We start from the raw sequence: 26,486 nt of genomic DNA, 5'->3' as shown, positions 1-26,486 counted from the left end.
ATGAAGCTTAGCCCATAAAAAAGGCGCGACAGTAAGCTGTCGCGCCTTTTTTTGAGGGATTAACGTGTGCCGTAAACGACAATCGTTTTACCGTGTGCGGAGATCAGGCTCTGATCTTCCAGCATCTTGAGAATGCGGCCGACGGTTTCACGGGAGCAACCGACGATCTGACCGATTTCCTGGCGGGTAATTTTAATCTGCATCCCGTCCGGGTGGGTCATGGCATCTGGCTGTTTGGCCAGATTCAATAAGGTCTGAGCGATACGGCCCGTTACGTCGAGGAAAGCAAGGTTACCGACTTTCTCTGACGTCATTTGCAGACGGTTTGCCATCTGCGCGGAGAGGCGCATCAAAATGTCCGGGTTAACCTGAATCAGCTGGCGGAATTTTTTATAAGAAATTTCAGCCACTTCGCAGGCAGTTTTAGCACGTACCCAGGCACTGCGTTCCTGACCTTCTTCGAAGAGTCCCAGCTCGCCGATGAAGTCACCTTGGTTAAGGTAGGAAAGTATCATCTCTTTGCCTTCTTCATCTTTAATCAGGACGGCAACCGACCCTTTCACGATGTAGTACAGCGTTTCGGCTTTTTCACCCTGGTGAATCAGCGTACTTTTAGAAGGATACTTATGTATATGACAGTGAGACAGGAACCATTCAAGTGTCGGGTCTGTTTGTGGCTTGCCGAGAACCATTTGCTATTATCCTCTGTTATTATCGCTGCCCAAAATCACAGGGCTCAGAGTTCCCTGTACGGCGTCTGAATATTAATGCGCCCTATCAGCATGTAACTCACCAGAAATGCTGCAAGCGGATGTCGGAGTGAAACAGCCTGTTAATTGCTGTTATCACCTTGGGTTCTGTTCTTAAACCGCGAAAACCGTCACCGCAATTTACTGGAAAGTATGTTTCGGCTTTGTTTGTAACACAGGTTTGCAATGCTGTCTTGTGTTGTCTCGCTTCAGCATGATGGCGATCGGGTTACGTTGCCAGTTTTTAGGTGAAAGGGTACTCTGGGGTGAAAATTTGATGAATAAGAACGCCAGGAGATAAGCAAATGCACGCACGCGTAAAATGGGTGGAAGGTCTGACGTTTTTAGGTGAATCCGCGTCGGGTCATCAGGTTTTAATGGACGGGAATGCCGGTGATAAAGCACCGAGCCCGATGGAAATGTTGCTGATGTCCGCGGGCGGATGTAGCGCGATCGACGTGGTGTCGATTTTGCAAAAAGGCCGCAGCGATGTCCGTGACTGTGAAGTGAAACTGACATCAGAACGTCGCGAAGAAGCACCGCGTTTGTTCACACACATCAATCTGCACTTCATCGTCACCGGTAAAGACCTGACTGACAAGGTTGTGGAGCGCGCCGTCAGCCTGTCAGCTGAGAAATATTGTTCCGTTTCTCTGATGCTGGGCAAAGCCGCCTCGATCACCCACAGTTTCGAAGTGGTTAACGTCGAATAAGTCACGACCAGTCATACGTCTGGCACTGATGACGCAGTAAATCCAAAAATCGCCGCGCGGCAAAAATCCAGCCTGCCTTCGCGCTGTAGCGCGGCGAAATCCTCTGGACTGGCCAGAATTGAATGGTAATGCCATTAAAACCCCGCCACTGATAAACGACTTAAAAACCCTCGATCGGCGTTATCGGGTGGCGAAAGCCACGTTAATAAGTAGGGGTGTTGTGCGAGCTGAAGACGTGCGAAAGCGGCTGAGGGTGGGCAGCGACTAAGGATAATTAACACGGGAAATCAATGGGGGGTTGAACGTGAGGAAAGCCCGTTCAGCCGACCGGGCTTTGTACTTCAGGGAGTAATATTACTTAACCTTGCGGGCGTTATCTGCTTTCCATTCTTCGTATGTCGCTTCAAGGATCCACAGACAGGTAGCTCCTTTGTCTGTTTCCAGCAGGGCCAGCCGGGTTCGTTGGTAATAATCTTCAACCATAGCGTCACTGGTGAATAGCTCAGCGGGAACGCCACAGACGATGTCGGTCCCAATCATATGGGGCCATGTTTTTGCGTCAATGATGCCGAGTGCGTCCAGAACGCCCGTGGTGTTCTTTGGCAACGCCATAGAAAGTGCATCTTCGAGACCAGCGGCCTGCTTAACGTCCGCCGTGGCTGCAAGTTCCGGGACCTTCGCAAGCCAGGCTTTTTCGCCCGACTCGACGCCCTTCAGGGTGGCTGGCCAGTCAGCAAGGTTTCCACCCGCCCAGACCAGACACGGGAACAGGCTCAGAAGCAGGAGCCGCCTCATCGCACGACCTCAACCGTCCCGCCCTCGCGTAGAATCCGCCGCCGGGTAGACCGGGACATAATAATACAGCCTTCAGACGCGAAGCCCGCTGGCTTGTTCACGCGTTCGCCATGAATACGGAAGGCGGAGCGGCCAAAGGAATCCCCGGACGTCTGCTCCAGGATAATGGTCATCGGACCTTTTGATACTGAGTGCCCCGCGATTCTGTACGTTCCCCGAGGGAGCGGCCCCATCCCTTTAACCTGCTGGCGGTCGGGGTTGTTTTTATTGGTCAGGCTACCGGAATAACCGGTCTCAACTAATTCGCTGCCGTTGTACAGCCTGCCAGTGCTTTGCTCATATTTCCATGCCATCGCTCTTTATCCTTATGCGGTTGCGCGTTCGTTCCAGCTGTCAGAGTGGATGATGTTCCCGTCCACATAACGCCAGGTGATTTTTTCGTAAATCAGCTCCACCACTTCCAGGTGGTTCCGCTTTTCCCCGTACTGAGATTTGACGTCATACATGATCGGCCCCACGCTGACGACCGTCACGCCTTCCATCACGACGCTGAAATACTCAGTCTCCTGACCGGCGTCATTGATTCGATAAAACTTTACTTCTGCTGAGTGGAGCTTCTGCCCGGAGGTCACGGCCTTGTACAGATAGGGACTGGAGGCGTCGATCTCCTTGTCAAAACTGTAGGGGGAATGTTCGCGGGTGGCGGTGGGTTTGCCTGTTGCGTTGTCTGTAGGGAGAGTGACGCCGTGATTCAGGCCGAGGATCTCGATACTGCCTTCACGGCCCGCAACGTCGACAGAGCCGCGAATATCCGCGCCGCCGTCGTCTTTGAGCCATAGATAAGCTGGAATAGCCATTGTTTTAAACTCCATTTTAAAGAGAGAGCCAGCGCGAAATATGCTGGCTAACCTGCTGCTCTCGCAGTGGAATTAAACTATCCCTAAGTCAAATTGGCGTCAATTTTTGTACAGTCTGAAAACTCTGTAACGGGGTGGGGGTTATTGATTTAAATAAACAAAGGCCGGAATAATCCGGCCTTTGTTGTATAAAATTTTGACTAAAAGTTATTTTAATAAAATCTAAACAATCGAGTTAAAGGTCAATAACGGCTAGATCTGATTTATCCCCTCAGCATTTACTGATGAACGACGCCTGAGCCCGCTTACTCGATTTTTTTACCTTCCATCAGGCGCTGCACCAGCGGCGCCATAATCAGCTCCATTGCCAGCCCCATTTTGCCGCCCGGCACCACCAGCGTTTTAATTTGCGAGATAAACGAGCCCTGGATCATCGCCAGCAGGTAAGGGAAATCGATGTCATCCAGCCCCTGGAAGTGGATCACCACAAAACTTTCATCCAGTGAAGGGATGGCTTTTGCGGCAAACGGGTTGGAGGTGTCGATGGTCGGAACACGCTGAAAGTTAATGTGGGTGCGGGAAAATTGCGGGGTGATGTAGTTGATGTAGTCATCCATCGAGCGCACGACTGAATCCATCACCGCCTCACGGGAATGCCCGCGCTCGCCGGTATCGCGCACCAGTTTCTGGATCCACTCAAGGTTGACGATAGGCACCACGCCGACCAGCAAATCGACCTGCGCGGCGACGTCAATTTTGTCCGCCACCACACCGCCGTGCAGACCTTCATAAAATAAAATGTCCGTTGGTTCCGGCAGCGCCTGCCACGGCGTAAAGGTGCCCGGCACCTGATTGTAGGGAACAGCTTCGTCATAAGTATGCAGATATTTACGAGAGCGCCCGGTGCCGGTATTACCGTATTCAATGAAGCTTTTTTCCAGTAAGCCGAAGTCATTGGCTTCCGGCCCGAAATAGCTGATATGACGCCCGAGATCGCGCGCCTTGCGGATGGCGGCGTCCATTTCAGGGCGGGTGAAATGATGGAAACTGTCGCCTTCTAGCTCAGCCGCGCGCAGGCCAAGTTGTTGGAAAATCTTACGAAACGCCACGCTGGTGGTGGTGGTGCCCGCACCGCTCGAACCGGTGACTGCAATAACAGGGTGTTTGGCTGACATATTGCGCTGTTCTCCGTAAAGGTGATGCTGGCAGGCGCGACGCGGCCCTTTCTGTGATCGAAGACCTGGCGTCATCGCTGCGCATAATTACGCCTATTGTTACCATATTTATTCGGGAAGTGACAGGCGACGACCGGTTATTTCAGCCGCCCGCAACCGGCATTTTTTCCCTGATTTCTCAGGTAGTCTTTATCCATCAAATGCCCGATAGCGGCGGCAAAATCATCATTTTTACGATACGGTCCGCGCACCGTTGGCATATTTCGAACAGTCGCTGGCAGCCCTGACGGCGAAGCCTGAGGTGTGTCCTCAGCAGTGAAAATCCGGTCTGTATGATCGTTGTGAAAAAGAGGGCAGTTCAGGAAGAAATCAGGGAAAGGAATAAGAAACCCCCGGTGCAGGCCGGGGATCTCTGAACAATCGGAATGCGGAGAACTACTTTTTTACCGTCTTCAACGCTGCTACGCAGCGGTCGACCACGCCGTCAAATTTATGATCAATATTGACGCGTAAGACATCCGGTTCGTCTTCGCCCGGCTCTTCGAGCGCGTCGAACTGGCTTCTCAGTAAATCAGTCGGCATGAAGTGTCCGGCGCGGGCTTTCAGGCGATCGGCGATCACGTCGAAACTGCCTTTCATGTAGATGAATACCATCCCTTCGTTGTCTTTACGCAGCGCGTCGCGGTAGCGGCGTTTCAGGGCGGAACAGACAATCACGCCCGTTTCGTTTTTATGGCGCAGGCTGTAGGCGGCGTCATTTAAGCGTAATAACCACGGCGCACGATCGTCGTCGTTCAGTGGCGTGCCGCTGGCCATTTTTTGAATGTTGGCGCGGGGATGAAGATCATCACCGTCGATGAATTTCGCGTTGATTTCACGGGCCAGTGCCGCGCCGACGGTGGATTTACCGCTGCCTGACACGCCCATCAGAATGATGCTTTGTCCTGCCATAAGTATGATCTCTATCCCAAAATGAAAATTTTGACTGCGTAGTGAGTCCTAATATTAGCATGTTACCGGTATCATGATACCGGTAACAAATGGAGATGTGACTAATATCACAAAGGAATGCACTGCTGTTTTAGCGGTCGCGGTCTGTACCCGTTGCACTGTTAATTCCTACAACATGTTGAAAATTAAAATCAATGCGTCGCTCGTTGGGTTTCTGCGCCAGAGCGACAGCATGAGGGGAAGAATATGCCACTAGTTATTGTAGCGGTGGGCGTCGCACTGCTGTTGTTACTGATGATCCGCTTTAAGCTCAACGGCTTCATCGCACTGATTCTGGTCGCGCTGGCTGTGGGTATCATGCAAGGCATGCCGGTCGATAAAGTCATCACCTCCATTAAAAACGGGGTGGGCGGCACGCTCGGCAGTCTGGCGCTGATCATGGGCTTTGGTGCCATGCTCGGTAAAATGCTGGCCGACTGCGGGGGCGCACAACGGATTGCCACCACGCTTATCGAAAAATTTGGCCGTGAACACATTCAGTGGGCGATCGTACTGACCGGTTTTATCGTCGGTTTTGCGTTGTTCTATGAAGTGGGCTTCGTTCTGATGTTGCCACTGGTCTTCACCGTGGCGGCAGCGGCGCGTCTGCCACTGCTGTACGTCGGTGTGCCGATGGCGGCAGCGTTGTCAGTGACCCACGGTTTCCTGCCTCCGCACCCGGGGCCGACGGCTATCGCGACTATCTTCCACGCCGATATGGGGAAAACGCTGTTGTACGGTTCACTGCTGGCCGTGCCGACGGTGATTCTGGCCGGACCGGTGTACGCCCGCTTCCTGAAAGGCATCGACAAACCTGTGCCGGAAGGCCTCTTCAACCCGAAAACGTTTACTGAAGAAGAAATGCCGAGCTTCGGCGTCAGCGTCGCGACTTCTCTGGTGCCGGTGATTTTGATGGCGTTTCGCGCAGTCTGCGAAATGATTTTGCCGAAAGGGCATCCGGTGCTGGCTTACGCGGAGTTCTTCGGTGATCCGGTAATGGCGACGCTGATTGCTGTGCTGATCGCAATCTTCACCTTCGGCCTGAATCGTGGCCGCAAGATGGAAGATGTGATGGAAACCGTCAGCGATTCCATCAAAATCATTGCGATGATGCTGTTGATTATCGGCGGTGGCGGTGCGTTCAAACAGGTACTGGTCGACAGTGGTATCGAGAAATATATCGCTGCGATGATGGATGGCAGCACGCTGTCACCTATCCTGCTGGCCTGGTCAATTGCTGCGGTTCTGCGTATTGCGCTCGGGTCTGCCACGGTGGCAGCAATCACGGCTGGCGGTATCGCCGCACCGCTCATCGCTACCACCGGCGTCAGCCCTGAACTGATGGTTATCGCCGTCGGTTCCGGCAGCGTGATTTTCTCGCACGTTAACGATCCGGGTTTCTGGCTGTTCAAGGAGTATTTCAACCTGAGCATCGTCGAAACCTTCAAATCCTGGTCCGTGCTGGAAACCATCATTTCCCTGTGCGGCCTGGGCGGATGTTTGCTGCTCTCGATGGTGGTGTAACGGTAAAAACCGTCATAAAAAAGGCGAGCCAGTTGGCTCGCCTTTTTTGTTTCTTCTGTCCGCTAAATCTTCAAATACGCCCTGATGCCATCGAGGAACATCTGCGTGGAGAGCATGACCAGAATCAGGCCCATCAGGCGTTCGAGAGCGCTGACGCCTTTATCGCCCAGCAGGCGCAGGAACAAATTCGACAGCAGAAGGATGGCCATTGACAGTCCCCATGCGATAAACAGGGCCAGCGTCAGGTGGCTCATCTGGTTCGGATACTGGTGTGAAAGCAGCATCAGCGTGGCAAGGATCGACGGACCAGCGACCAGCGGGATAGCCATCGGGACGAGGAAAGGTTCTTCACCGGCTGACAGGCCCGTGCTGCTTTTTTCTTCAGAAGGGAAAATCATTTTGATGGCGATCAGGAACAGGATGATACCGCCGGAAATCGACACGGTTTCAGTACGTAAATTCAGGAACGACAGGATTTTTTCCCCGGCGAACAGGAAAATCAGCATCAGCAGCAGGGCGATCAGCATTTCGCGGATCAGTACGACGCGGCGGCGTTTCGGGTCGAGATGTTTTAACACCGACATGAAAATCGGTAAATTACCCAATGGATCCATAATCAGAAACAGCAAAATTGTTGCTGAAATCATTTCGGTCATGACTACCTCAGATGAAAGTTCGGCTTTTGAAAACGCCTGTTATAAGTTGTGCTGCTATTAAACGCTGCACTATTGATTAAATTCACTTGCCACTTCTGGTGCATTTTGTAAGGTGGTAGACCCGCGCGTTAACGGGGCAGAGTGCATGAAAACAGGCACTGTCTTAGTGCGAACGCGCGTTCAAGCCGTTTTAAGCAGTTATCACCCTCAGGGCAGGACAGATATTATGAAAAATGTAGGTTTCGTTGGCTGGCGCGGGATGGTCGGTTCTGTACTCATGCAACGCATGATTGAAGAACGCGATTTCGACGCTATCCGTCCGGTATTCTTTTCGACCTCTCAGCATGGCCAGGCCGCTCCAGACTTTACGGGCCAGAGTGGCACCTTACAGGATGCCTATGATCTGGATGCACTGAGCGCGCTGGACATTATTATCACCTGTCAGGGCGGCGATTATACCAATGAAATCTATCCTAAGCTGCGTGAAATCGGTTGGTCCGGCTACTGGATCGACGCAGCATCCTCTCTGAGAATGAAGGATGACGCGATAATCATCCTCGACCCGGTGAACAGCGCGGTGATCCACCAGGGCATCGACAAAGGCATCAAAACCTTTGTGGGCGGTAACTGTACCGTCAGCCTGATGCTGATGTCTCTCGGCGGCCTGTTTGCCAATGACCTGATTGAGTGGGCTTCGGTTGCCACTTATCAGGCGGCATCCGGCGGTGGTGCGCGCCACATGCGTGAACTGCTGACCCAAATGGGCATGCTGCACAACAGCGTGGCGAAAGAGCTGGAAAATCCGGCCTCTGCCATTCTGGATATCGAACGTAAAGTCACCGCGCTGACCCGCAGTGGCACGCTGCCAACCGATAACTTCGGTGTTCCGCTGGCGGGCGGTCTGATCCCGTGGATCGACAAACAGCTGGATAACGGCCAGACCAAAGAAGAGTGGAAAGGTCAGGCAGAAACCAACAAAATTCTCGGCACCTCAAGCATCATTCCGGTGGACGGCTTGTGTGTCCGTATCGGCGCGTTGCGCTGCCACAGCCAGGCATTCACGCTGAAGCTGAAAAAAGACGTGTCGATTCCTGAGATTGAGCAAATGCTGGCGACGCACAACGACTGGGTTCGCGTGATCCCGAATGACCGTGAACTGTCGATGCGTGAACTGACGCCTGCGGCGGTCACGGGCACCATGAACACCCCGGTTGGACGTCTGCGTAAACTGAATATGGGCCCGCAATACCTGTCTGCGTTTACCGTCGGCGACCAGTTGTTGTGGGGCGCGGCAGAGCCTTTACGCCGTATGCTGCGTATTTTGCTCTAACAGGCCTGTATGTTGAAAACTGTCTTGTTTTCATCTTTATGATTTACCCACGGGATGCCAGCACGGTGTCCCGTTTTTATTCCAGTCATCAACCACTTCACCGTTTATCCGCATTTTGCCAGCGCATCTCTCTGTATTTCATTTTGAGCAAAATTCCTCAGTTTCTTCCCACTGATTTATTCAACCTTTGTCTATGCTTAGTAGAAGAGCTCTGCCTCTTTGAGAAGCTGAAACAGACACTTATTTAGAAAGTGTGAGCAAACGCGTTATCGCGCACTATTTGGCAAAACTGAAACCAGATGAGATCACAAAGCCACGATAAAAAGGGGAGCAAACTGGGGTTACGTTTCGTATTTGGCACCTGAATGATTTTATTGGATTTATTGATTTAATTAATCATAGGACGAAATTCATGTCTGTACTTCCCGATCAGCACGTCATTAATCAAATTATATCGGGTCACTACGCTGATCCTTTTTCTCTGCTGGGAATGCACACCGTGGCCGCCGGACTGGAAGTGCGTGCGCTGCTTCCGGATGCCGATCAGGTTTGGGTGATTGATGCAGATAAAGGTAAAAAAGTTGTTGAACTGCGCCGTACCGACGATCGCGGTTTTTTTGTCGGGCTGATGCCACGCCGTAAAAATGCTTTCCGCTATCAGCTGGAAGTACGCTGGGGCGAAAACACCCAGGTGATTGACGACCCTTACCGGTTTGGCACGCTGTTGCAGGAGCTGGATATCTGGCTGCTGTCCGAAGGCAAGCACCTGCGTCCTTACGAAAAGCTCGGCGCACATCCGCAAACGCTCGATAACGTTGCGGGCGTCAGTTTTGCCGTCTGGGCACCCAACGCCCAGCGTATTTCGGTGGTGGGTGAATTCAATTTCTGGGATGGCCGCCGTCATCCGATGCGTCAGCGCCGCGAAAACGGCATCTGGGAATTGTTTATCCCGGCCGTCCACGAAGGCCAGCTGTATAAATTCGAAATTATCGACTGTCGCGGGCACGTCACCCTGCGCGCTGACCCTTATGCTTTTGAGGCGCAGATGCGCCCGGACACCGCTTCGTGCGTGCGTAAACTGCCGGACGTCGTGCCGTTTTCGGAAAGCAGAAAGAAAGCCAATGCGCTGAATCAGCCAGTCTCAGTGTACGAAGTGCATCTGGGATCCTGGCGTCGTCACACTGACGATAACTTCTGGCTGAGCTACGGCGAGCTGGCGGAACAACTGGTGTCCTACGCCAAATGGATGGGTTTTACGCATATCGAACTGATGCCGGTCAACGAACATCCGTTCGATGGCAGCTGGGGCTATCAGCCGCTCGGCATGTATGCGCCCACCCGCCGTTTCGGCACGCCGATGGATTTCAAAGCGCTGGTCGAGGCGGCCCACAACGCCGGGCTGAACGTCATTCTTGACTGGGTGCCGGGGCATTTCCCGAGTGATTCCCATGGTCTGGCGGAATTTGACGGCACCGCGCTGTACGAATACGCCGATCCGCGTGAAGGCTATCATCAGGACTGGAATACGCTGATTTATAACTATGGCCGCCATGAAGTGCGTAACTATCTGGCGGGAAATGGTTTTTACTGGATCGAGCGTTTTGGTATTGATGGTCTGCGCGTTGATGCCGTGGCCTCCATGATCTACCGCGATTACAGCCGCAAAGCCGGTGAATGGATCCCCAACCATTACGGCGGGCGCGAGAATCTTGAAGCCATTGCCTTCCTGAAATACACCAACCAGACCATTGGCCGCGAACTGGGCGGTGCCGTGACGCTGGCAGAAGAATCCACGGATTATCCAGGCGTCACTATGCCGCCGGATGCCAACGGGCTGGGGTTCCATTACAAATGGAACATGGGCTGGATGAACGACTCGCTGAAGTACATGCAGCTCGATCCTGTTCACCGCAAATATCACCACAATCTCATGACGTTCGGCGTGCTTTACGCCTACAGCGAGAATTTCATTCTGCCGCTGTCGCACGATGAAGTTGTTCACGGTAAAAAATCCCTGATCGACAAAATGCCCGGCGACGCGTGGCAGAAATTTGCCAACCTGCGCGCCTATTACGGCTTTATGTGGGCGCATCCCGGCAAAAAGCTGCTGTTTATGGGCTGCGAATTTGCCCAGGGGCGCGAATGGAACTTTAACGCCAGTCTCGACTGGCATCTGCTGGACAATCCTGACGGCTGGCACCGCGGCGTACAGCATCTGGTGCGGGATCTGAACCTGACTTACAAGGCCAATGCGCCGCTGTATGAGCTGGATTTCAATCCGCGCGGTTTTGAATGGCTGGTGGTTGACGATCATGAGAACTCGATCTTTGCGTTTGCCCGCCGCGATGAAAACGCCGGTGAAGTGATTGTCATCAGCAACTTCACGCCGGTGCCGCGCTATGACTACCGCATTGGCATCAGCCGTCCGGGCGTGTACCGCGAAATACTGAACACCGATTCGCATTTCTACCACGGCAGCAACGTCGGCAATGCCGGCGATGTTCACAGTGAAAACATCAGTCAGCATCAGCGCGAACATTCTTTGAGCGTCACCATCCCGCCGCTGGCGACGATTTATTTGCGAAGGGAGCCGTAATGAAGCAGCTCGAGCCCGGTCAGCCCGCGCCCTTTGGTGCGCATCTCAGAGATAACGGCGTCAATTTTTGCCTGTTCTCCGCGCATGCGGAAAAAGTGGAGTTATGTCTGTTTGATGAGACGGGCAGCGAGCAGCATCTGCCGCTGACTTCGCGCACCGGCAATCTCTGGCACGGCTTTTTGCCGGGTGCCAAAGCCGGGCAGCGCTACGGTTACCGGATTTACGGGCCCTTTGATCCGCTACACGGCCATCGTTTTAACCCGAAAAAAGTGCTGATCGACCCCAGCGCACGGGCCATTGACGGCGTGCTGCTCGACAACGCGCGGTTCACCGGCGGAATTGATGCGCCGGACGACCGCGACAGCGCCGTTGTGGCGCCAAAATCCGTTGTCGTTGCCGGAAACTTTGACTGGGAAGAGGATAAACCGCCTGCCACGCCGTGGGGCGATACGGTGATTTACGAAGCCCATGTGCGCGGCCTGACGCGTCAGCACCCGCGCATTCCGGCGGCACTGCGCGGCACCTATGCCGGGCTGGCGCATCCGGTCATGCTCGAGTATCTGCAACATCTCGGGGTAACGGCCATTGAGCTTTTGCCGGTACAGCATCACGCCGATGAACCCCGCCTGCAACGTCTTGGGCTGACCAATTACTGGGGTTACAACGTGCTCGCGCCGTGCGCCGTAGACCCGCGTTATGCCAGCGGTCTGGGCGGCGTCTCGGCGCTGAGTGAGTTTAAGTCGGCGGTGAAAGCACTGCATAAGGCGGGGATCGAAGTGATCCTCGATGTGGTGTTCAACCACAGTGCGGAGCTTGATATTGACGGGCCGTTTATCTCGTTTCGCGGCATCGACAATGCCAGCTGGTACTGGCTGAACGAAGACGGCACTGACAACAACATGACTGGCTGCGGCAACTCGCTGCGGCTGGTGGACGACGAGGTGATTGCCTGGACGCTCGACTGCCTGCACTACTGGGTGCGCGAATGTCACGTTGATGGTTTCCGGTTTGACCTGGCGACGCTGCTCGGACGTACGCCGGCGTTCACCGCGCATTCGCCGCTGTTCAACGCCATTAAACAGGATGCGGTACTTTCGCAGGTCAAGCTTATCGCCGAACCCTGGGACATCGGTACTGGCGGTTATCAGCTCGGACAGTTCCCGGCACCCTTTGCGGAATGGAATGACGTCTGGCGCGATGAAATGCGTCAGTTCTGGCTGCATGGCGATGTCTCGATCGGTCAGTTTGCCGGTCGCGTGGCGGCGTCAGCAGATAAATTCGATCCGGCGCAGCGTGAACCCTACGCCAGCATCAACATGCTGACGGCGCACGACGGTTTCACGTTGCGCGATGTCGTCAGTTTTAACCAGAAACACAACCAGGCCAACGGTGAAGAAAACCGCGACGGCCATAACGAGAACTTCAGCCAAAACCACGGCGAGGAAGGGCTGGAGGCGTCTGCTGAAGTCTTACGGCAGCGTCGTCTCAGCCAGCGTGCGCTGCTGGCGTCGCTGTTTTTGTCACAAGGCACGCCGATGTTGCTGGCCGGTGACGAGCACGGCAACAGCCAGTCGGGCAACAACAACGCCTACTGTCAGGACAACGCGCTGACCTGGCTCGACTGGGAAAATGCCGATGAAAGCCTGACCGCCTACGTCTGCGCGCTGATTGCGCTGCGCCGGAAAATCCCGGCACTGACGCAAAACCGCCGGTGGCAGGAGGACGGCGACGACGTGCAATGGCTGAATCAACAGGGGCAGCCGATGACCCCCGGTGACTGGGAGCAGGGGCCGCAGCAATGGCTGCAAATCCTTCTTTCCCGCCGCTGGCTGTTAATCGTGAATGCTTCCCTGCACGACGTGGATCTGCAACTGCCGCCGGGAAACTGGCAGCCGGTGGCACCGTTCAACAGCGTGCTTTTTGATGAGGAACCCCGACGCGTCATGGAAGGCTCGCAATGGCGGGCAGCAGCGAAAACCCTCTGTGTCCTACAAGATGTCACTCCACAGAGCCGGTCACAATAAAAACGAAGGAGTCAGATATGGCGACATTAGATAACCGGGACCCGGTCATGCTGGCGCGACAACTGCCGCTGAAATCCGTGGCGTTGATTCTTGCCGGGGGACGTGGTTCACGACTGAAAGATTTGACGGCCACCAGGGCAAAGCCCGCCGTTCACTTCGGCGGTAAATTTCGCATCATCGATTTCGCTCTGTCGAATTGTCTCAACTCGGGCATCCGGCGTATCGGCGTGATCACGCAATATCAGTCGCATACGCTGGTGCAGCACATTCAGCGCGGCTGGTCATTTCTTAACGAAGAAATGAATGAGTTTGTGGATTTGCTTCCGGCGCAACAGCGCCACAGCACGGAACACTGGTACAAGGGCACCGCCGATGCCGTCTATCAGAACCTGGATATTATTCGCCGCTACAACGCCGAGTTTGTGGTGATCCTGGCGGGCGATCATATCTACAAGATGGACTACTCGCGCATGCTGATCGACCACGTGCAGAAGGGCGGTGAATGTACCGTCGCCTGCCTTGCGGTGCCGATTGCCGAGGGCAGTGAATTCGGTGTGATGGACGTCAGCGAAGACTATCAGATCAAAAGCTTTGTCGAGAAACCGCAAAACCCACCGCCGATGCCGGGGCACCCGGATATGGCGCTGGCGAGCATGGGCATCTACATTTTTAATGCGGACTATCTGTTTCGGATCCTCGAAGAAGATATGGCGGATGAAAGTTCCACCCATGACTTCGGCAAAGATCTGATCCCGAAACTGACGGCTCAGGGGGTGGCGCGTGCGCACCCGTTCAGCCTGTCGTGCGTTACGCAGAACGAAGAGTTGCCTCCGTACTGGCGCGATGTCGGCACGCTCGACGCTTACTGGCGCGCTAATCTGGATCTGGCGTCGGTGACGCCGGAACTGGATATGTACGATCGCGACTGGCCGATCCGCACCCACATGGAACCGCTGCCGCCGGCAAAATTTGTGCAGGACCGCTCGGGCAGTCACGGCATGACCATGAACTCGCTGGTGGCCGGGGGTTGCATTGTGTCGGGCTCGGTGGTGGTGCATTCAGTGCTGTTCCCGCGTGTGAGGATCAATTCTTTCTGCAATATTGATTCAACGATTATTTTGCCGGATGTGAATGTGGGTCGTTCATGTCGTCTGCGCAAATGTGTGATTGACCGCGCCTGTCAGATCCCCGAAGGCATGGTCATTGGTGAAAACGCCGACGAAGACAGCCGCCGCTTTTACCGTTCCGAAGGCGGCGTTGTGCTGGTGACGCGCGCAATGTTGGCGAAACTATAAACAGACCTTAGAAAGCATGACTTTTCGTCATCCCGGTTATCGCCGGGATGACCGGGATAATCAGGAGCGCGAATGCAGGTTTTACATGTTTGTTCCGAGCTGTTCCCCCTGTTAAAAACGGGTGGCCTTGCAGACGTCGCCGGTGCACTGCCTGCCGCGCAGATTGCTGAGGGAGCGGATGTCCGCGTGCTCATTCCGGCGTTCCCCGATGTCAAAAAAGGCCTCGGAGAAACACGGGTAATCGGTACGCTGGATACTTTTGCCGGGTACGTCACCCTTTCGCTGGGTTATTTTGACGGCGTCGGTATTTATCTGATTGATGTGCCAGGTTTGTACGATCGTCCCGGCAGCCCGTATCACGATCAGTCTTCCTTTGCTTACGCCGATAATCATCTGCGTTTTGCATTGTTAAGCTGGATGGCGTGCGAACTGGCGTTGGGATTTGATCACCACTGGCAGCCAAATATTGTGCATTCCCATGACTGGCACGCCGGTCTGGCGTCGGCGTATATCCGCGCCCGCCATGCGCCGGTGAAAACGGTCTTTACCGTGCATAATCTGGCGTTCCAGGGGCTGTTTGGCGCGCACCACGTGGATGAGTTATACATCCCGCGTGAATTTTTCCAGATGCACGGACTGGAGTTCTACGGCCAGATTTCCTATCTGAAAGCCGGTTTGTATTTCTCCGATCACGTGACCACCGTCAGCCCGACCTACGCCAAAGAAATCACCGGTCCGGAATTCGGTTACGGCATGGAATCTTTGTTGCAGCTGAGGGAAATGGAAGGGCGGCTGACCGGTATTCTTAACGGTGTTGATGAAGCGATCTGGCAGCCACGTGATGACGTGCTGCTGTCTGCGCGGTATGACGCCGATGATTTACGTTCCAAAGCCATTAACAAAGCCTATTTGCAACGGGCGATGGGGCTGGACGTGGACGACTCGCGGCTGGTGTTTGCAGTCGTCAGCCGCCTGACCAGCCAGAAAGGGCTGGATCTGGTGCTGGAAGCGTTGCCGGATTTACTCGAGCGTGGCGGTCAGCTGGCGCTGCTGGGAGCGGGTGATGCGGTGCTGCAACAGGCATTTCTGGCCGCCGCCGCTGACAATCCGGGGCAGGTCGGTGTGCAGCTCGGTTACCACGAAGCCTTTTCCCACCGCATTATCGGCGGGGCGGATGTCATTATGGTGCCGAGTCGCTTTGAGCCTTGCGGTCTGACGCAATTATATGGTTTGAAATACGGCACCCTGCCGCTGGTGCGTCGTACCGGCGGGTTAGCGGATACCGTGGTGGATTGTGCATTGGAAAATCTGGCTGACGGAACGGCCAGCGGTTTTGTGTTCGAAGAAGCCACGGGGAAATCGCTGGCAAGTGCGATCCGCCGGGCATTTGTTTTGTGGAGCCGTCCTAAACATTGGCGACACGTACAACAACACGCCATGGGTATTGATTTTGGCTGGAAGGTCGCAGCTCAGGAATATCTCACGCTGTATCACCGTCTTCTGTCCTGAACCCCTGAACGTAGCTAACTTGATCGGGAATGTAACGTTATGACTTCACCGTTTAATTACAACTCACCGACAGTCAGTGTCGAAGCGCTAAAGCATTCTATCGCCTATAAGCTGATGTTTATTATTGGCAAAGACCCGTCTATCGCGACGCAGCATGACTGGCTGAACGCCACCTTATTTGCGGTGCGTGACCGTATGGTTGAACGCTGGTTGCGCTCTAACCGGGCGCAAACCTCACAGGATGTCCGGCAGGTGTATTACCTGTCGATGGAGTTTTTGATTGGACGGACGCTCTCCAATGCGCTGCTGGCGATGGGTATTTACGACGATCTTAAAAGCGCGCTTGATGAAATGGGCTTTGATCTTGAAGAACTGATCGGCGAAGAGAATGACCCCGGATTAGGCAACGGCGGCCTGGGGCGTCTGGCAGCCTGTTTCCTGGATTCGCTGGCGACGCTGGCGCTGCCGGGGCGCGGATATGGCATTCGTTACGAATACGGCATGTTTGCGCAGAACATCGTTAACGGCGAGCAAAAAGAGTCACCGGATTACTGGCTGGAGTACGGGAATCCGTGGGAGTTTCAGCGTTACAACACCCGTTATAAAGTACGTTTCGGTGGCCGCGTTCAGCATGAAGGGGTGAAAACCCGCTGGCTGGAAACCGAAGAGGTCATCGCCTGCGCCTACGATCAGGTCATTCCCGGTTACGACACTGACGCCACCAACACGCTGCGGCTGTGGGGCGCGCAGGCCAGTAACGAGATCAATCTGGGTAAATTTAATCAGGGCGACTATTTCGCGGCGGTGGAAGATAAAAACCATTCCGAGAACGTATCGCGCGTGCTTTATCCGGATGATTCCACTTATTCGGGGCGTGAACTGCGTTTGCGTCAGGAGTATTTCCTGGTGTCGGCGACGGTGCAGGATATCCTCAACCGCCACTACACCACCCACCATACCTACGATAATCTGGCCGATAAAATTGCCATTCACCTCAACGACACGCACCCGGTGCTTTCTATCCCTGAGCTGATGCGGTTACTGATCGACGAACATAAATTTGAATGGCTGGTAGCGTGGGACACCGTTTCCCGCGTGTTCTCCTACACCAACCATACGCTGATGACCGAAGCGCTGGAAACCTGGTCGGTGGATATGATCGGTAAGATCCTGCCGCGCCATCTGGAAATCATTTTCCAGATTAACGATCACTTCCTCAAAGAAGTCGCGGCACAAATACCGGGCGACGACGGCCTGCTGTCACGCGTTTCTATTATTGATGAAGGTAATGGCCGCAAGGTGCGCATGGCGTGGCTGGCGGTGATCGCGAGTCATAAAGTCAACGGCGTCTCGGCGCTGCACTCCGATCTGATGGTGCAGTCGCTGTTCGCGGATTTCGCGCATATCTATCCTGACCGTTTCTGTAATAAAACCAACGGAGTGACGCCGCGTCGCTGGCTGGCGCTGGCCAATAAACCGCTCTCGGCGGTGATTGATGATGCGATAGGCCACACCTGGCGTTCCGACCTGAGTCAGCTTTCTGAGCTGAAACAGAATCTGGATTACCTGAGTTTCTTGCAGGCCATCCGTAAGGCCAAGCTGGATAACAAAAAACGGCTCGCGCTGTATATCGCGCAAAAACTGAATATCGTGGTGGATCCAAAAAGTCTGTTCGATGTGCAGATCAAACGTATTCATGAGTACAAACGCCAGCTGATGAACGTGCTGCACGTCATCACCCGTTATAACCGCATTCTGGAAGAGCCGGACGCCGAATGGGTGCCGCGTACGGTGATTTTTGCCGGTAAAGCGGCCTCGGCCTATTATGCGGCGAAACAGATCATCCGGCTGATCAACGACGTGGCGGCGGTGATCAATAACGATCCGCGTATCGGTAACAAGCTGAAGATCGTCTTCATCCCTAACTACAGCGTCAGTCTGGCGCAGATGATCATTCCGGCAGCCGACCTCTCCGAGCAAATCTCGCTGGCAGGGACCGAAGCTTCCGGTACCAGTAATATGAAATTTGCTCTCAACGGCGCGCTGACCATCGGCACGCTGGACGGCGCAAACGTCGAAATGCTCGAACACGTCGGCGAGGAGAATATCTTTATCTTCGGCAACACCACCGAGCAGGTCGAGACGTTACGCCGTCAGGGTTATAACCCGCACACGTATTTTGAGCAGGACGCGGAGCTGCATCAGGTGCTGACGCAAATCGCCACCGGTGTGTTCAGTCCTGGCGAGCCAAAGCGCTACACCAACCTGTTCGATACGCTGGTGAATCTCGGCGACCATTATCAGGTACTGGCGGATTACCGCAGTTATGTCGATATGCAGGATAAAGTCGATGAGCTGTATAAACTGCCGGAAGAGTGGACGCGCCGCACGCTGCACAACATCGCCAATATGGGCTATTTCTCGTCAGACCGTACCATTCAGGAGTACGCAGATGAGATCTGGAACATTAAGCCGGTGAAATTGTAGAGGGGCGTTGATTTAACGGTTAACCCCGGTCAGTGGCCGGGGTTAACAATAACCATGACGCGAACGTTTTTACTCACCAGTCCTGCGGTGTTTCTTCCTGCCCGGCGCGAAACTGGCCGCGCGGCATGATGTTGAGCGTTTCGTGCAGTTCGGACCATACCAGCACTATTTCGCCGCTTTTCAGCTGACGTTTCACGTCATCCACTTTTTGCTCGAGAGAGCGTTCCTGTTCGCCGTAGTCGGTACCTTCGCGCAAGACAAAAGATTCCACCACGCTGGTGAGGATTTCTGCGTCCAGTTCTTGCCAGGGAATAATCACAACGTTACATCCTTTGTTGGTTCTTCTTTCTCTAAATAGGGGGCGATCCACGCGGGAATGCGCTGCTCCAGCCACATCTGCGGATTGCGCAGACTGCCGGAAACAAACCCGACATGCCCGCCGTGTTCGGTCAGCTGATACTCCACGCAGGCCGGTAAATCCTCTGCTTTAGGGATCACCTCCGGCGTCATAAACGGATCGTCCTTAGCATGGATGATCAGCAGCGGCGTTCGTACCTGTAACAGTAACGGCAGGCCGCTGCACCGGCGGTAATAATCCAGCGCATCGGCAAAACCGTGGGCTTTCGACGTGATCGCGTCGTCGAATTCGCGCAGGCGACGCATCGATTTCAGCTGTGTCAGGGTGACCGGCAGCGTTCCGGGGTATTTTGCCAGTTTGCGTGACGCATTCCCTTTAAGCTGACCGAGCAAATAGCGCTGATAAATCCGCGATGAACCGCGCTCAAGCCGGTACGCGCAAGGCTCAAGCATCAGCGGCGCCGACACCACCACAGCGGCGCTGAGGGTGCATTTTTCGCCTTCCTGACCGAGATAACAGGCCAGCATATTGCCGCCAAGAGAAACGCCGACGGCGCCGGTGGGCATTTCACCGTAAGTTTCATTTAGCCAGTGAATGAAAAAGCGCGCGTCTTCGGTTTCCCCCGAATGGTAAATTCGCTGAAGTTTATTCGGCTCGCCGCTGCATCCGCGAAAATGCATCACCACACCCAGCCAGCCCCGGTCTTTCCACGCCTGTAATAAGCCGTGCGCATACGGGCTGTAGAAGCTGCCTTCCAGCCCGTGAAACAGCACCATACGCGGTTTGTGGCGCGCCAGTTGCGGATCTTCACTCCAGGCCAGATCCAGAAAATCGCCGTCGGGCGTGTCCAGTCTTTGCCAGCAGGGTTTAAGTTTTGCGTGCCGCCTGACCAGCCGCGGTAACAGCGTCTGGATATGCGGATTACTGGCCCCGCGCAAAGGGCGAAAGGATTCATACATAAGATGAATAATTTTCTCTCAACAGGCTCTTGTGCGATCAATATCACACTGATAGCTTCAATCTTATCGCACAACTGAATCGCACGACACCGGGTGAGGAGCACCCATTAAATGGAACTTAGTTTATTTTTATCCATGCTCGGTTTTTTATGGGTCGCGGCCATCACGCCGGGGCCGAATAATATGTTGTTAACCACCTCTGGCGCTAACTTCGGGTTCTTCCGCTCACTCTGGCTGATGGTCGGCATTATGCTCGGTATGCAAAGTATTTTGCTGCTGGTGGCATTTGGCGTCGGCGGATTGATCACGGTGTATCCCGCGTTACATCTGTTCCTGAAGATCGCCGGTAGCCTGTATTTGCTGTGGCTGGCGTGGAAAATTGCCACTTCCGCCTATGAAAAACTGGAAACCGGCGCACCGCCGCCAAAGCCCATCCGCTTATATCAGGGCTGGTTGTTGCAGTTCCTCAACCCTAAAGCGTGGCTGATGGGGCTGGGAGCGGTGGCGAGTTTCAGTCTGGCGGGCGCGGCTTACAATCACTCAATTGCCGGTATCAGCCTCGGAATGTTTTTGGTGAATCTGGTTTCCGGGGTGATCTGGCTGGGTTTCGGTACGGTGATTGGCCGCCTGCTGCGCAGTCGTCGCGCCTGGTACACCTTTAATATTGCGATGGGTATTCTGACCGCTGCCTGCGTGCTGTTAATCTGGCACTGATTTTTTTGCTGCGTTTTCCAGGGCCTCCGCAACGAGGCCTTTTTGTTGGTGTCTTATATTCCATAAAAGCATTAAAGATAATTTCTAATTACTTTATCTATTTTTACACCTCCGCTACAACTGACAAACACACACAATGACGCCCTGCGCGGAGCTGACCCCCCATGACCGATCTCAATACGTTTCCCCTCTCTGCATTGAAAAAAAGTGGCCTGGCCCTCGCTCTGAGTATGGCGGCGTTCTGCGCGCAGGCGACGGATGTCACCGTGGCTTATCAGACGTCAGCGGAACCGGCTAAGGTCGCTCAGGCAGAAAATACGTTTGCCAAAGAATCCGGTGCCAAGGTGGACTGGCGCAAATTCGACAGCGGATCGAGCGTGCTGCGCGCGCTGGCCTCCGGTGACGTGCAGATCGGCAATATTGGATCCAGCCCGCTGGCCGTTGCCGCGAGCCAGAAGTTGCCGATCGAAGTGTTTTTGCTGGCGTCTGAACTCGGCAGTTCCGAGGCGCTGGTGGTGAAGAAAAGCATTAACGGCCCGAAAGATCTGATTGGGAAACGCATCGCCGTGCCGTTTATTTCCACCACTCACTACAGCCTGCTGGCCGCGCTGAAGCATTGGGGTATCGATCCGAAGCAGGTCACTATTGTGAATTTACAGCCACCGGCCATCGCGGCGGCGTGGGCGCGTGGTGACATTGACGGGGCATATGTCTGGGCGCCGGCGGTGAACGAGCTTGAGAAAACCGGCAAAGTGCTGACTGATTCGGCACAAGTGGGTCAATGGGGCGCCCCCACGCTGGACGTGTGGGTCGTGCGTAAAGATTTCGCCAAAGCACATCCTGACGTCGTGACCGCCTTTGCCCGCAGCGCACTGAAAGCGCAGGGCGACTATTTGCAGCAACCTGAAAAGTGGTTACAGGATAAAAAGAATCTCGACACCTTATCGCGTCTGAGCGGCGTGCCGGATGAGCAGATCCCGGGTCTGGTGAAAGGTAACCGTTATCTGCCGGTCAGCGAGCAAATTACCCAGCTCGGTGAGCCGGTGAACAAAGCGATTAAAGATACGGCGGCCTTCCTCAAGGAGCAGGGCAAAATTCAGCAGACTGACGATGATTACAGCGACTATGTGACCAGCGAGTTTGTGAAAGCGGTGCAGTCCGGCCCGAAATCCTGAGGAGCAACCTATGTTAAATGTCTCGCATTTATCGGCTGAATATCAGGGCAAACCGGCACTCAAAGACATTTCACTGCAGATCGCCAGTGGCGAACTGGTGGTGGTGCTCGGGCCGTCCGGTTGCGGAAAAACCACGCTGCTCAATCTGATCGCCGGTTTCCAGTCTGCCTCTTCAGGGAGCATCACGCTGGACGGCAAGCCAGTGAACGGGCCGGGTGCCGACCGCGGCGTGGTATTTCAGCACGAAGGTTTGCTGCCGTGGCGGGACGCTCAAAGTAATGTCGAATTTGGTCTGGAACTGGCTGGCGTGAAGAAAACTCAGCGTCGGGACATCGCGCAGCGCATGTTAAGCAAAGTGGGGCTGGGCGGTTACGACAAGCATTTTATCTGGCAGCTTTCCGGCGGGATGCGTCAGCGGGTGGGTATCGCCCGTGCGCTGGCGGCGGATCCGCAACTGCTTTTGCTTGATGAGCCTTTCGGCGCGCTGGATGCTTTTACCCGCGAACAGATGCAGGAATTACTGCTGACCATCTGGCGTGATACGGGCAAACAGATCCTGCTGATCACCCACGACATCGAAGAAGCCGTTTTCCTGGCCAGCGAGTTGTTGCTGTTGTCGCCGGGGCCGGGGCAGGTGGTTGAACGCCTGAAACTCAACTTCGGCCAGCGCTATGCCGGGGGTGAAAACTGCCGCGCAATCAAATCTGATCCTGAATTTATTGCTCAGCGTGAATACGTGCTGAGTAAAGTCTTTCAGCAGCGTGAGGTGCTGATATGAGCCTGGATTCCGCGTTGAAAACCGATACGCCGGTGGCCGTTTCGCGGCGGCGATTTCGCCTGCCGCGCAATGTGCGCCTGAGCATTGCCACGCTGTTGGTGTTGCTGCTGGTCTGGTGGGCTGTGACGGCGTTGCACCTCATCAGCCCGCTGTTTTTACCCGCGCCGCAGCAGGTTTTGCATCAGCTTTACGTGATCGGCAGTCCTCAGGGATTTATGGATGCCACGCTGTGGCAGCATCTGGCCGCGAGCCTGACGCGCATCGTTATCGCCCTGCTGGCCGCGGTGATCATTGGTGTGCCGGTCGGTATCGCCATGGGGCTCAATGACACCGTACGCGGCATTCTTGATCCGCTGATCGAACTGTATCGCCCGGTGCCGCCGCTGGCCTATTTGCCGCTGATGGTTATCTGGTTTGGGATCGGTGAAACCTCGAAAATTCTGCTGATCTATCTGGCCATTTTTGCGCCGGTGGCGCTCTCTGCGCTGGCCGGTGTGCGCAGTGTGTCGCAGGTGCGGGTTCGCGCTGCTCAGGCACTCGGTGCCAGCAAACTTCAGGTTTTGCGTTACGTGATATTGCCGAGTGCGCTGCCGGAAATCCTGACGGGTATCCGCATCGGACTGGGCGTCGGCTGGTCAACGCTGGTCGCGGCAGAACTGATTGCCGCCACGCGTGGCCTCGGATTTATGGTGCAGTCGGCCGGTGAGTTTCTGGCGACCGATGTGGTGATTGCCGGTATCAGTGTCATCGCACTGATCGCTTTTAGTCTTGAACTCGGGTTGCGCGCTTTGCAACGCAGGCTGACCCCGTGGCATGGAGAACAACAATGAACGAACGTTTGGTGATCACGCCTTTAGGTCCGTATATCGGCGCGCAGGTTGAGAATGTCGTGCTGAGTAAACCGCTGTCAGACGCGCAGTTCGAGCAGCTTTATCACGCGCTGTTAAAGCATCAGGTGCTGTTCTTGCGTAATCAGCCGGTTACCCCGCTGGAGCAACGTGCGCTGGCCGCCCGTTTCGGTGATTTGCATATTCACCCGGTGTATCCGCACGCGCCGGACGTGGAAGAGATCATCGTGCTGGATACGCATGATGATAATCCGCCGGACAACGACAACTGGCATACCGACGTGACCTTCATCGACACACCGCCAGCCGGTGCGATTTTAGCCGCGAAAAGGTTGCCTTCTTCAGGCGGAGATACGCTGTGGGCCAGTGGTATTGCGGCCTATGAGGCGCTGTCTGAGCCATTCCGGCAGTTGCTGAGTGGCTTACAGGCTGAACACGACTTTACCAAATCATTCCAGGAATTTAAGTACCGGAAAACGGCGGAAGAACACGCGCAATGGCTGAAAGCCAAGGAGAAAAATCCGCCGTTGTTGCATCCGGTGATCCGTTCACACCCGGTCAGCGGCAAAAAGGCGTTGTTCGTCAATGAGGGTTTCACGACGCGGATTATCGGCTTGAGTGAAAAAGAGAGCGCGGCTGTGTTGACGTTCCTGTTCAGCCATATCACTAAACCGGAATTTCAGGTGCGCTGGCGCTGGCAGGAAAATGATATCGCGATATGGGATAACCGCGTGACGCAGCACTATGCGAATGCCGATTATTTGCCGCAGCGGCGGATCATGCATCGCGCGACCATATTGGGCGATAAACCCTTTTACAAAGCCTGATACGAGGTTGTGCAGGGCGATGACGGCATCGCTGCGTCACGTTGGTCGCTCCTGCACAATCACGTTTTATCGGTGTGACCGCTTTTAACCGTCAGCTCAGCCTTCTACATCAAAGGCTTTTGATAACTCTTCCAGCTGTTCCTGGGCATCGAGCCAGGTCATTTCGGTTTCTTCCAGCGCGCCTTTCACTTTGGTCTGTTGTTGCAGACATTCGGTAAGATCGGCTTTACGGCTGATGTCGTACATCGCGGAATCGGCCAGACGTTCTTCAATCGCCGCCAGTTCAGTGCTCAGTTTTTCCATCTGCGTTTCGAGTTTGGTGATTTGCTTACGCAGCGGCTGGGTCTGGTTGCGGAAATCGGCTTCGCGACGCTTCTGGTCTTTGCGTGATTGCGCACTGTTTACGCCACCGTCTTTCGAGGGTGCATCCAGCTGATTTTCCTGACGCTGAATATCCACCAGCCACTGCTGATAATCTTCCAGATCGCCGTCGAACTGTTCGACTTTACCGCCGTGAACCAGATACAAATCATCCGTGGTGGAACGCAGTAAGTGACGGTCATGCGACACCACCACCATCGCGCCTTCAAAGTCCATCAGCGCTTCGGTCAGCGCCTGACGCATATCCAGATCGAGGTGGTTGGTCGGTTCATCGAGCAGCAGCAGGTTCGGACGCTGCCAGACGATCAGGGCCAGCACCAGACGGGCTTTTTCGCCGCCGGAGAAACGCCCGGTCGGATCCGTCACTTTGTCGCCGTGGAAGCCGAAACCACCGAGATAATCCCGCAGTTGCTGCTCGGTTTCTTTCGCTGCCAGACGCACCAGGTGTTGCAGTGGCGAATCATCGGCGCGCAGGAACTCGAGCTGATGCTGCGCGAAGTAACCGAGTTTGACGCCTTTAGACAGCCCGATATCACCCTGAAGCGGTGCCATGGTGCCCGCCAGCAGTTTGATCAGCGTGGATTTACCGGCACCGTTACGGCCCAGCAGGCCGATGCGCGACCCCGGCACCAGATTCAGCTTGATCGAATCCAGAATGGTGGTGTCGCCATAACCGGCGCTGACTTTTTCCATCCGCAGCAGCGGATCGGGTAAGCTTTCCGGCGAACGGAAGCTAAAATGAAAAGGATTGTCGACGTGTGCCGGGGCAATCAGCTCCATGCGTTCGAGCATTTTGATACGGCTCTGCGCCTGTTTGGCTTTGGTCGCCTGGGCGCGGAAACGATCGATATAGCTTTGCAGATGCGCCACTTTTTCCTGCTGACTTTCAAACAATGCCTGCTGTTGCGACAGTTTGGTCGCACGCTGACGTTCGAAAGACGAGTAGTTGCCGGTGTATTCGTTCAGCGTTTGCTGCTCGATATGCAGAATTTTATCGACAATCGGATCCAGGAAATCGCGGTCATGGGAAATCAGCACCAGCGTGCCGGTGTAGCTTTTCAGCCACTTTTCCAGCCAGATCACCGCATCTAAATCCAGGTGGTTGGTCGGTTCGTCGAGCAGCAGTAAATCAGAGCGGCAAATCAGCGCCTGCGCCAGGTTAAGGCGCATACGCCAGCCACCGGAGAAGGATTTGACCGGCTGCTGAAGCTGATTCTGGCTAAAACCTAAACCGCTGAGCAGGCTGGCCGCGCGCGCCGGAATAGTCCAGGCGTTGATCGCATCCAGCTTGCCGTGCAGCGTGGCAATGGCATGGCCATCGTCACGTTCATTGGCCTGCTGTAATTCGGATTCTAACTGACGAAATTCGCGATCGCCGTCGATAACATACTCTATCGCAGGCTCGTCCAGAGCGGGTGTTTCCTGATTAACCCAGGCCAGCGCCCAGCTGGACGGAAATGTCAGATTGCCTGCATCGGCGCTCATCTCACCTTTTAGCAGTGAAATAAGGGTGGATTTACCGCAGCCATTTTTGCCCACCAGCCCGACTTTTTGGCCAGGATTGATGGTCGCAGACGCGTTGTCCAGCAGCACATTAGTGCCGCGTCGGATTTGTAAGGAGGAGAAAACAATCATAAAGCGCCGTGTTGAGAGTATGTTAAATTGTCATGAAAATGATTTAAACAAGACGTATCGCGTCCCATTTTGTCTTTGCGAAGCATGGTAACGGAAAAACCGCACCCTGAC

23 protein-coding genes are annotated in these 26,486 nt (G+C 54.6%); 13 read left to right on the top strand and 10 right to left on the bottom strand.

Annotated features, from left to right (window positions below):
* Nucleotides 1-59: 59 nt before the first annotated feature.
* On the bottom strand, nucleotides 60-692 hold the full coding sequence (crp, locus tag ACQZQY_RS03560) for a cAMP-activated global transcriptional regulator CRP (protein WP_056775291.1): 633 nt from the start codon (nucleotides 690-692) through the stop codon (nucleotides 60-62).
* A gap of 362 nt (nucleotides 693-1,054) precedes the next feature.
* On the opposite strand from crp, the gene ACQZQY_RS03555 reads away from it, so the two are divergent.
* On the top strand, nucleotides 1,055-1,462 hold the full coding sequence (locus ACQZQY_RS03555) for an OsmC family protein (RefSeq protein ID WP_122097314.1): 408 nt from the start codon (nucleotides 1,055-1,057) through the stop codon (nucleotides 1,460-1,462).
* A gap of 354 nt (nucleotides 1,463-1,816) precedes the next feature.
* On the opposite strand, the gene ACQZQY_RS03550 is transcribed toward ACQZQY_RS03555, so the two are convergent.
* The 5 genes from ACQZQY_RS03550 to ACQZQY_RS03530 all read right to left on the bottom strand — a co-directional run bounded on the left by ACQZQY_RS03550 (nucleotide 1,817) and on the right by ACQZQY_RS03530 (nucleotide 5,240).
* Nucleotides 1,817-2,257 (bottom strand): hypothetical protein, encoded by a 441-nt coding sequence (locus tag ACQZQY_RS03550; RefSeq protein WP_431296614.1) that lies wholly within the window; start codon nucleotides 2,255-2,257, stop codon nucleotides 1,817-1,819.
* Nucleotides 2,254-2,610, bottom strand: coding sequence for a tlde1 domain-containing protein (locus tag ACQZQY_RS03545; protein WP_413534657.1), 357 nt, complete (start codon nucleotides 2,608-2,610; stop codon nucleotides 2,254-2,256). The genes ACQZQY_RS03550 and ACQZQY_RS03545 overlap by 4 nt, the downstream gene beginning before the upstream one ends.
* A 12-nt stretch (nucleotides 2,611-2,622) precedes the next feature.
* Complete coding sequence (locus ACQZQY_RS03540; RefSeq protein WP_431296613.1) at nucleotides 2,623-3,114, bottom strand: Hcp family type VI secretion system effector; 492 nt, start codon at nucleotides 3,112-3,114, stop codon at nucleotides 2,623-2,625.
* A gap of 305 nt (nucleotides 3,115-3,419) precedes the next feature.
* Nucleotides 3,420-4,289 carry a phosphoribulokinase gene (locus tag ACQZQY_RS03535; RefSeq protein WP_056775274.1) on the bottom strand — a complete coding sequence of 290 codons (870 nt, stop codon included), beginning with the start codon at nucleotides 4,287-4,289 and terminating at the stop codon, nucleotides 3,420-3,422.
* Between the two features lie 435 nt (nucleotides 4,290-4,724).
* Entirely contained in the window at nucleotides 4,725-5,240 is a 516-nt protein-coding gene (locus ACQZQY_RS03530) for a gluconokinase (RefSeq protein WP_056775267.1), read from the bottom strand.
* A 246-nt stretch (nucleotides 5,241-5,486) separates the two neighbouring features.
* On the opposite strand from ACQZQY_RS03530, the gene gntT reads away from it, so the two are divergent.
* The gene (gntT, locus tag ACQZQY_RS03525; protein ID WP_056775264.1) at nucleotides 5,487-6,803 is read left to right on the top strand and encodes a gluconate transporter; all 1,317 of its coding nucleotides are present in this window, start codon (nucleotides 5,487-5,489) and stop codon (nucleotides 6,801-6,803) included.
* Between the two features lie 62 nt (nucleotides 6,804-6,865).
* On the opposite strand, the gene ACQZQY_RS03520 is transcribed toward gntT, so the two are convergent.
* Nucleotides 6,866-7,459, bottom strand: coding sequence for a YhgN family NAAT transporter (locus tag ACQZQY_RS03520; RefSeq protein ID WP_056775258.1), 594 nt, complete (start codon nucleotides 7,457-7,459; stop codon nucleotides 6,866-6,868).
* Nucleotides 7,460-7,685: 226 nt separating this feature from the next.
* On the opposite strand from ACQZQY_RS03520, the gene asd reads away from it, so the two are divergent.
* The 6 genes from asd (at nucleotide 7,686) to glgP (ending at nucleotide 18,700) form a co-directional block, all read left to right on the top strand.
* Nucleotides 7,686-8,789, top strand: a complete 1,104-nt coding sequence (asd, locus tag ACQZQY_RS03515) for an aspartate-semialdehyde dehydrogenase (RefSeq protein WP_056775255.1) — start codon at nucleotides 7,686-7,688, stop codon at nucleotides 8,787-8,789.
* A gap of 412 nt (nucleotides 8,790-9,201) precedes the next feature.
* A complete protein-coding gene (gene glgB, locus ACQZQY_RS03510; RefSeq protein ID WP_414070372.1) occupies nucleotides 9,202-11,385 on the top strand; it encodes a 1,4-alpha-glucan branching enzyme in 2,184 nt (727 codons plus the stop codon).
* Entirely contained in the window at nucleotides 11,385-13,409 is a 2,025-nt protein-coding gene (gene glgX / locus ACQZQY_RS03505; protein WP_431296612.1) for a glycogen debranching protein GlgX, read from the top strand. Before glgB ends, glgX begins: the two co-directional genes overlap by 1 nt.
* 17 nt (nucleotides 13,410-13,426) lie before the next feature.
* Entirely contained in the window at nucleotides 13,427-14,704 is a 1,278-nt protein-coding gene (gene glgC, locus ACQZQY_RS03500) for a glucose-1-phosphate adenylyltransferase (protein WP_122097320.1), read from the top strand.
* Nucleotides 14,705-14,776: 72 nt separating this feature from the next.
* Nucleotides 14,777-16,213: a glycogen synthase GlgA gene (glgA, locus tag ACQZQY_RS03495; protein ID WP_431296611.1), complete on the top strand. Its 1,437-nt coding sequence runs from the start codon at nucleotides 14,777-14,779 to the stop codon at nucleotides 16,211-16,213.
* 39 nt (nucleotides 16,214-16,252) lie between these two features.
* Nucleotides 16,253-18,700 carry a glycogen phosphorylase gene (glgP, locus tag ACQZQY_RS03490; RefSeq protein ID WP_056775239.1) on the top strand — a complete coding sequence of 816 codons (2,448 nt, stop codon included), beginning with the start codon at nucleotides 16,253-16,255 and terminating at the stop codon, nucleotides 18,698-18,700.
* Nucleotides 18,701-18,773: 73 nt separating this feature from the next.
* Here the strand turns inward: glgP and ACQZQY_RS03485 are convergent, their stop codons facing one another.
* Together ACQZQY_RS03485 and ACQZQY_RS03480 are read right to left on the bottom strand one after the other, a co-directional pair.
* Nucleotides 18,774-19,019 (bottom strand): YheU family protein, encoded by a 246-nt coding sequence (locus ACQZQY_RS03485; protein ID WP_056775236.1) that lies wholly within the window; start codon nucleotides 19,017-19,019, stop codon nucleotides 18,774-18,776.
* Nucleotides 19,016-20,017 carry a hydrolase gene (locus ACQZQY_RS03480; RefSeq protein ID WP_431296610.1) on the bottom strand — a complete coding sequence of 334 codons (1,002 nt, stop codon included), beginning with the start codon at nucleotides 20,015-20,017 and terminating at the stop codon, nucleotides 19,016-19,018. The genes ACQZQY_RS03485 and ACQZQY_RS03480 overlap by 4 nt, the downstream gene beginning before the upstream one ends.
* Nucleotides 20,018-20,128: 111 nt before the next feature.
* Here ACQZQY_RS03480 and ACQZQY_RS03475 point away from each other — a divergent pair, with 111 nt between their 5' ends.
* The 5 genes from ACQZQY_RS03475 to tauD all read left to right on the top strand — a co-directional run bounded on the left by ACQZQY_RS03475 (nucleotide 20,129) and on the right by tauD (nucleotide 24,359).
* Nucleotides 20,129-20,731: a LysE family translocator gene (locus ACQZQY_RS03475; protein ID WP_056775230.1), complete on the top strand. Its 603-nt coding sequence runs from the start codon at nucleotides 20,129-20,131 to the stop codon at nucleotides 20,729-20,731.
* A gap of 164 nt (nucleotides 20,732-20,895) precedes the next feature.
* Complete coding sequence (gene tauA, locus ACQZQY_RS03470) at nucleotides 20,896-21,906, top strand: taurine ABC transporter substrate-binding protein (RefSeq protein ID WP_183849681.1); 1,011 nt, start codon at nucleotides 20,896-20,898, stop codon at nucleotides 21,904-21,906.
* Nucleotides 21,907-21,916: 10 nt separating this feature from the next.
* Nucleotides 21,917-22,684 (top strand): taurine ABC transporter ATP-binding subunit, encoded by a 768-nt coding sequence (tauB, locus tag ACQZQY_RS03465; RefSeq protein ID WP_431296609.1) that lies wholly within the window; start codon nucleotides 21,917-21,919, stop codon nucleotides 22,682-22,684.
* Nucleotides 22,681-23,514 carry a taurine ABC transporter permease TauC gene (gene tauC, locus ACQZQY_RS03460; RefSeq protein ID WP_431296608.1) on the top strand — a complete coding sequence of 278 codons (834 nt, stop codon included), beginning with the start codon at nucleotides 22,681-22,683 and terminating at the stop codon, nucleotides 23,512-23,514. The genes tauB and tauC overlap by 4 nt, the downstream gene beginning before the upstream one ends.
* Nucleotides 23,511-24,359, top strand: a complete 849-nt coding sequence (gene tauD, locus ACQZQY_RS03455; protein ID WP_056775219.1) for a taurine dioxygenase — start codon at nucleotides 23,511-23,513, stop codon at nucleotides 24,357-24,359. The genes tauC and tauD overlap by 4 nt, the downstream gene beginning before the upstream one ends.
* Nucleotides 24,360-24,455: 96 nt before the next feature.
* Here tauD and ACQZQY_RS03450 read toward each other — a convergent pair whose 3' ends face one another.
* A complete protein-coding gene (locus ACQZQY_RS03450) occupies nucleotides 24,456-26,375 on the bottom strand; it encodes an ABC transporter ATP-binding protein (RefSeq protein WP_217202932.1) in 1,920 nt (639 codons plus the stop codon).
* Nucleotides 26,376-26,486: the final 111 nt, after the last annotated feature.

It is taken from the genome of Rahnella sp. PAMC25559 (assembly GCF_050632365.1).
GTDB classification, from domain to species: domain Bacteria; phylum Pseudomonadota; class Gammaproteobacteria; order Enterobacterales; family Enterobacteriaceae; genus Rahnella; species Rahnella rivi.
This window is presented reverse-complemented; position numbering and strand designations above follow the sequence as displayed.

Excerpts from the sequence above, each read along its gene's own strand:
- crp (WP_056775291.1), bottom strand. The coding sequence starts at position 692 with ATGGTTCTCGGCAAGCCACAAACAGACCCGACACTTGAATGGTTCCTG.
- ACQZQY_RS03555 (WP_122097314.1), top strand. The coding sequence starts at position 1,055 with ATGCACGCACGCGTAAAATGGGTGGAAGGTCTGACGTTTTTAGGTGAA.
- ACQZQY_RS03550 (WP_431296614.1), bottom strand. The coding sequence starts at position 2,257 with ATGAGGCGGCTCCTGCTTCTGAGCCTGTTCCCGTGTCTGGTCTGGGCG.
- ACQZQY_RS03545 (WP_413534657.1), bottom strand. The coding sequence starts at position 2,610 with ATGGCATGGAAATATGAGCAAAGCACTGGCAGGCTGTACAACGGCAGC.
- ACQZQY_RS03540 (WP_431296613.1), bottom strand. The coding sequence starts at position 3,114 with ATGGCTATTCCAGCTTATCTATGGCTCAAAGACGACGGCGGCGCGGAT.
- ACQZQY_RS03535 (WP_056775274.1), bottom strand. The coding sequence starts at position 4,289 with ATGTCAGCCAAACACCCTGTTATTGCAGTCACCGGTTCGAGCGGTGCG.
- ACQZQY_RS03530 (WP_056775267.1), bottom strand. The coding sequence starts at position 5,240 with ATGGCAGGACAAAGCATCATTCTGATGGGCGTGTCAGGCAGCGGTAAA.
- gntT (WP_056775264.1), top strand. The coding sequence starts at position 5,487 with ATGCCACTAGTTATTGTAGCGGTGGGCGTCGCACTGCTGTTGTTACTG.
- ACQZQY_RS03520 (WP_056775258.1), bottom strand. The coding sequence starts at position 7,459 with ATGACCGAAATGATTTCAGCAACAATTTTGCTGTTTCTGATTATGGAT.
- asd (WP_056775255.1), top strand. The coding sequence starts at position 7,686 with ATGAAAAATGTAGGTTTCGTTGGCTGGCGCGGGATGGTCGGTTCTGTA.
- glgB (WP_414070372.1), top strand. The coding sequence starts at position 9,202 with ATGTCTGTACTTCCCGATCAGCACGTCATTAATCAAATTATATCGGGT.
- glgX (WP_431296612.1), top strand. The coding sequence starts at position 11,385 with ATGAAGCAGCTCGAGCCCGGTCAGCCCGCGCCCTTTGGTGCGCATCTC.
- glgC (WP_122097320.1), top strand. The coding sequence starts at position 13,427 with ATGGCGACATTAGATAACCGGGACCCGGTCATGCTGGCGCGACAACTG.
- glgA (WP_431296611.1), top strand. The coding sequence starts at position 14,777 with ATGCAGGTTTTACATGTTTGTTCCGAGCTGTTCCCCCTGTTAAAAACG.
- glgP (WP_056775239.1), top strand. The coding sequence starts at position 16,253 with ATGACTTCACCGTTTAATTACAACTCACCGACAGTCAGTGTCGAAGCG.
- ACQZQY_RS03480 (WP_431296610.1), bottom strand. The coding sequence starts at position 20,017 with ATGTATGAATCCTTTCGCCCTTTGCGCGGGGCCAGTAATCCGCATATC.
- ACQZQY_RS03475 (WP_056775230.1), top strand. The coding sequence starts at position 20,129 with ATGGAACTTAGTTTATTTTTATCCATGCTCGGTTTTTTATGGGTCGCG.
- tauA (WP_183849681.1), top strand. The coding sequence starts at position 20,896 with ATGACCGATCTCAATACGTTTCCCCTCTCTGCATTGAAAAAAAGTGGC.
- tauB (WP_431296609.1), top strand. The coding sequence starts at position 21,917 with ATGTTAAATGTCTCGCATTTATCGGCTGAATATCAGGGCAAACCGGCA.
- tauC (WP_431296608.1), top strand. The coding sequence starts at position 22,681 with ATGAGCCTGGATTCCGCGTTGAAAACCGATACGCCGGTGGCCGTTTCG.
- tauD (WP_056775219.1), top strand. The coding sequence starts at position 23,511 with ATGAACGAACGTTTGGTGATCACGCCTTTAGGTCCGTATATCGGCGCG.
- ACQZQY_RS03450 (WP_217202932.1), bottom strand. The coding sequence starts at position 26,375 with ATGATTGTTTTCTCCTCCTTACAAATCCGACGCGGCACTAATGTGCTG.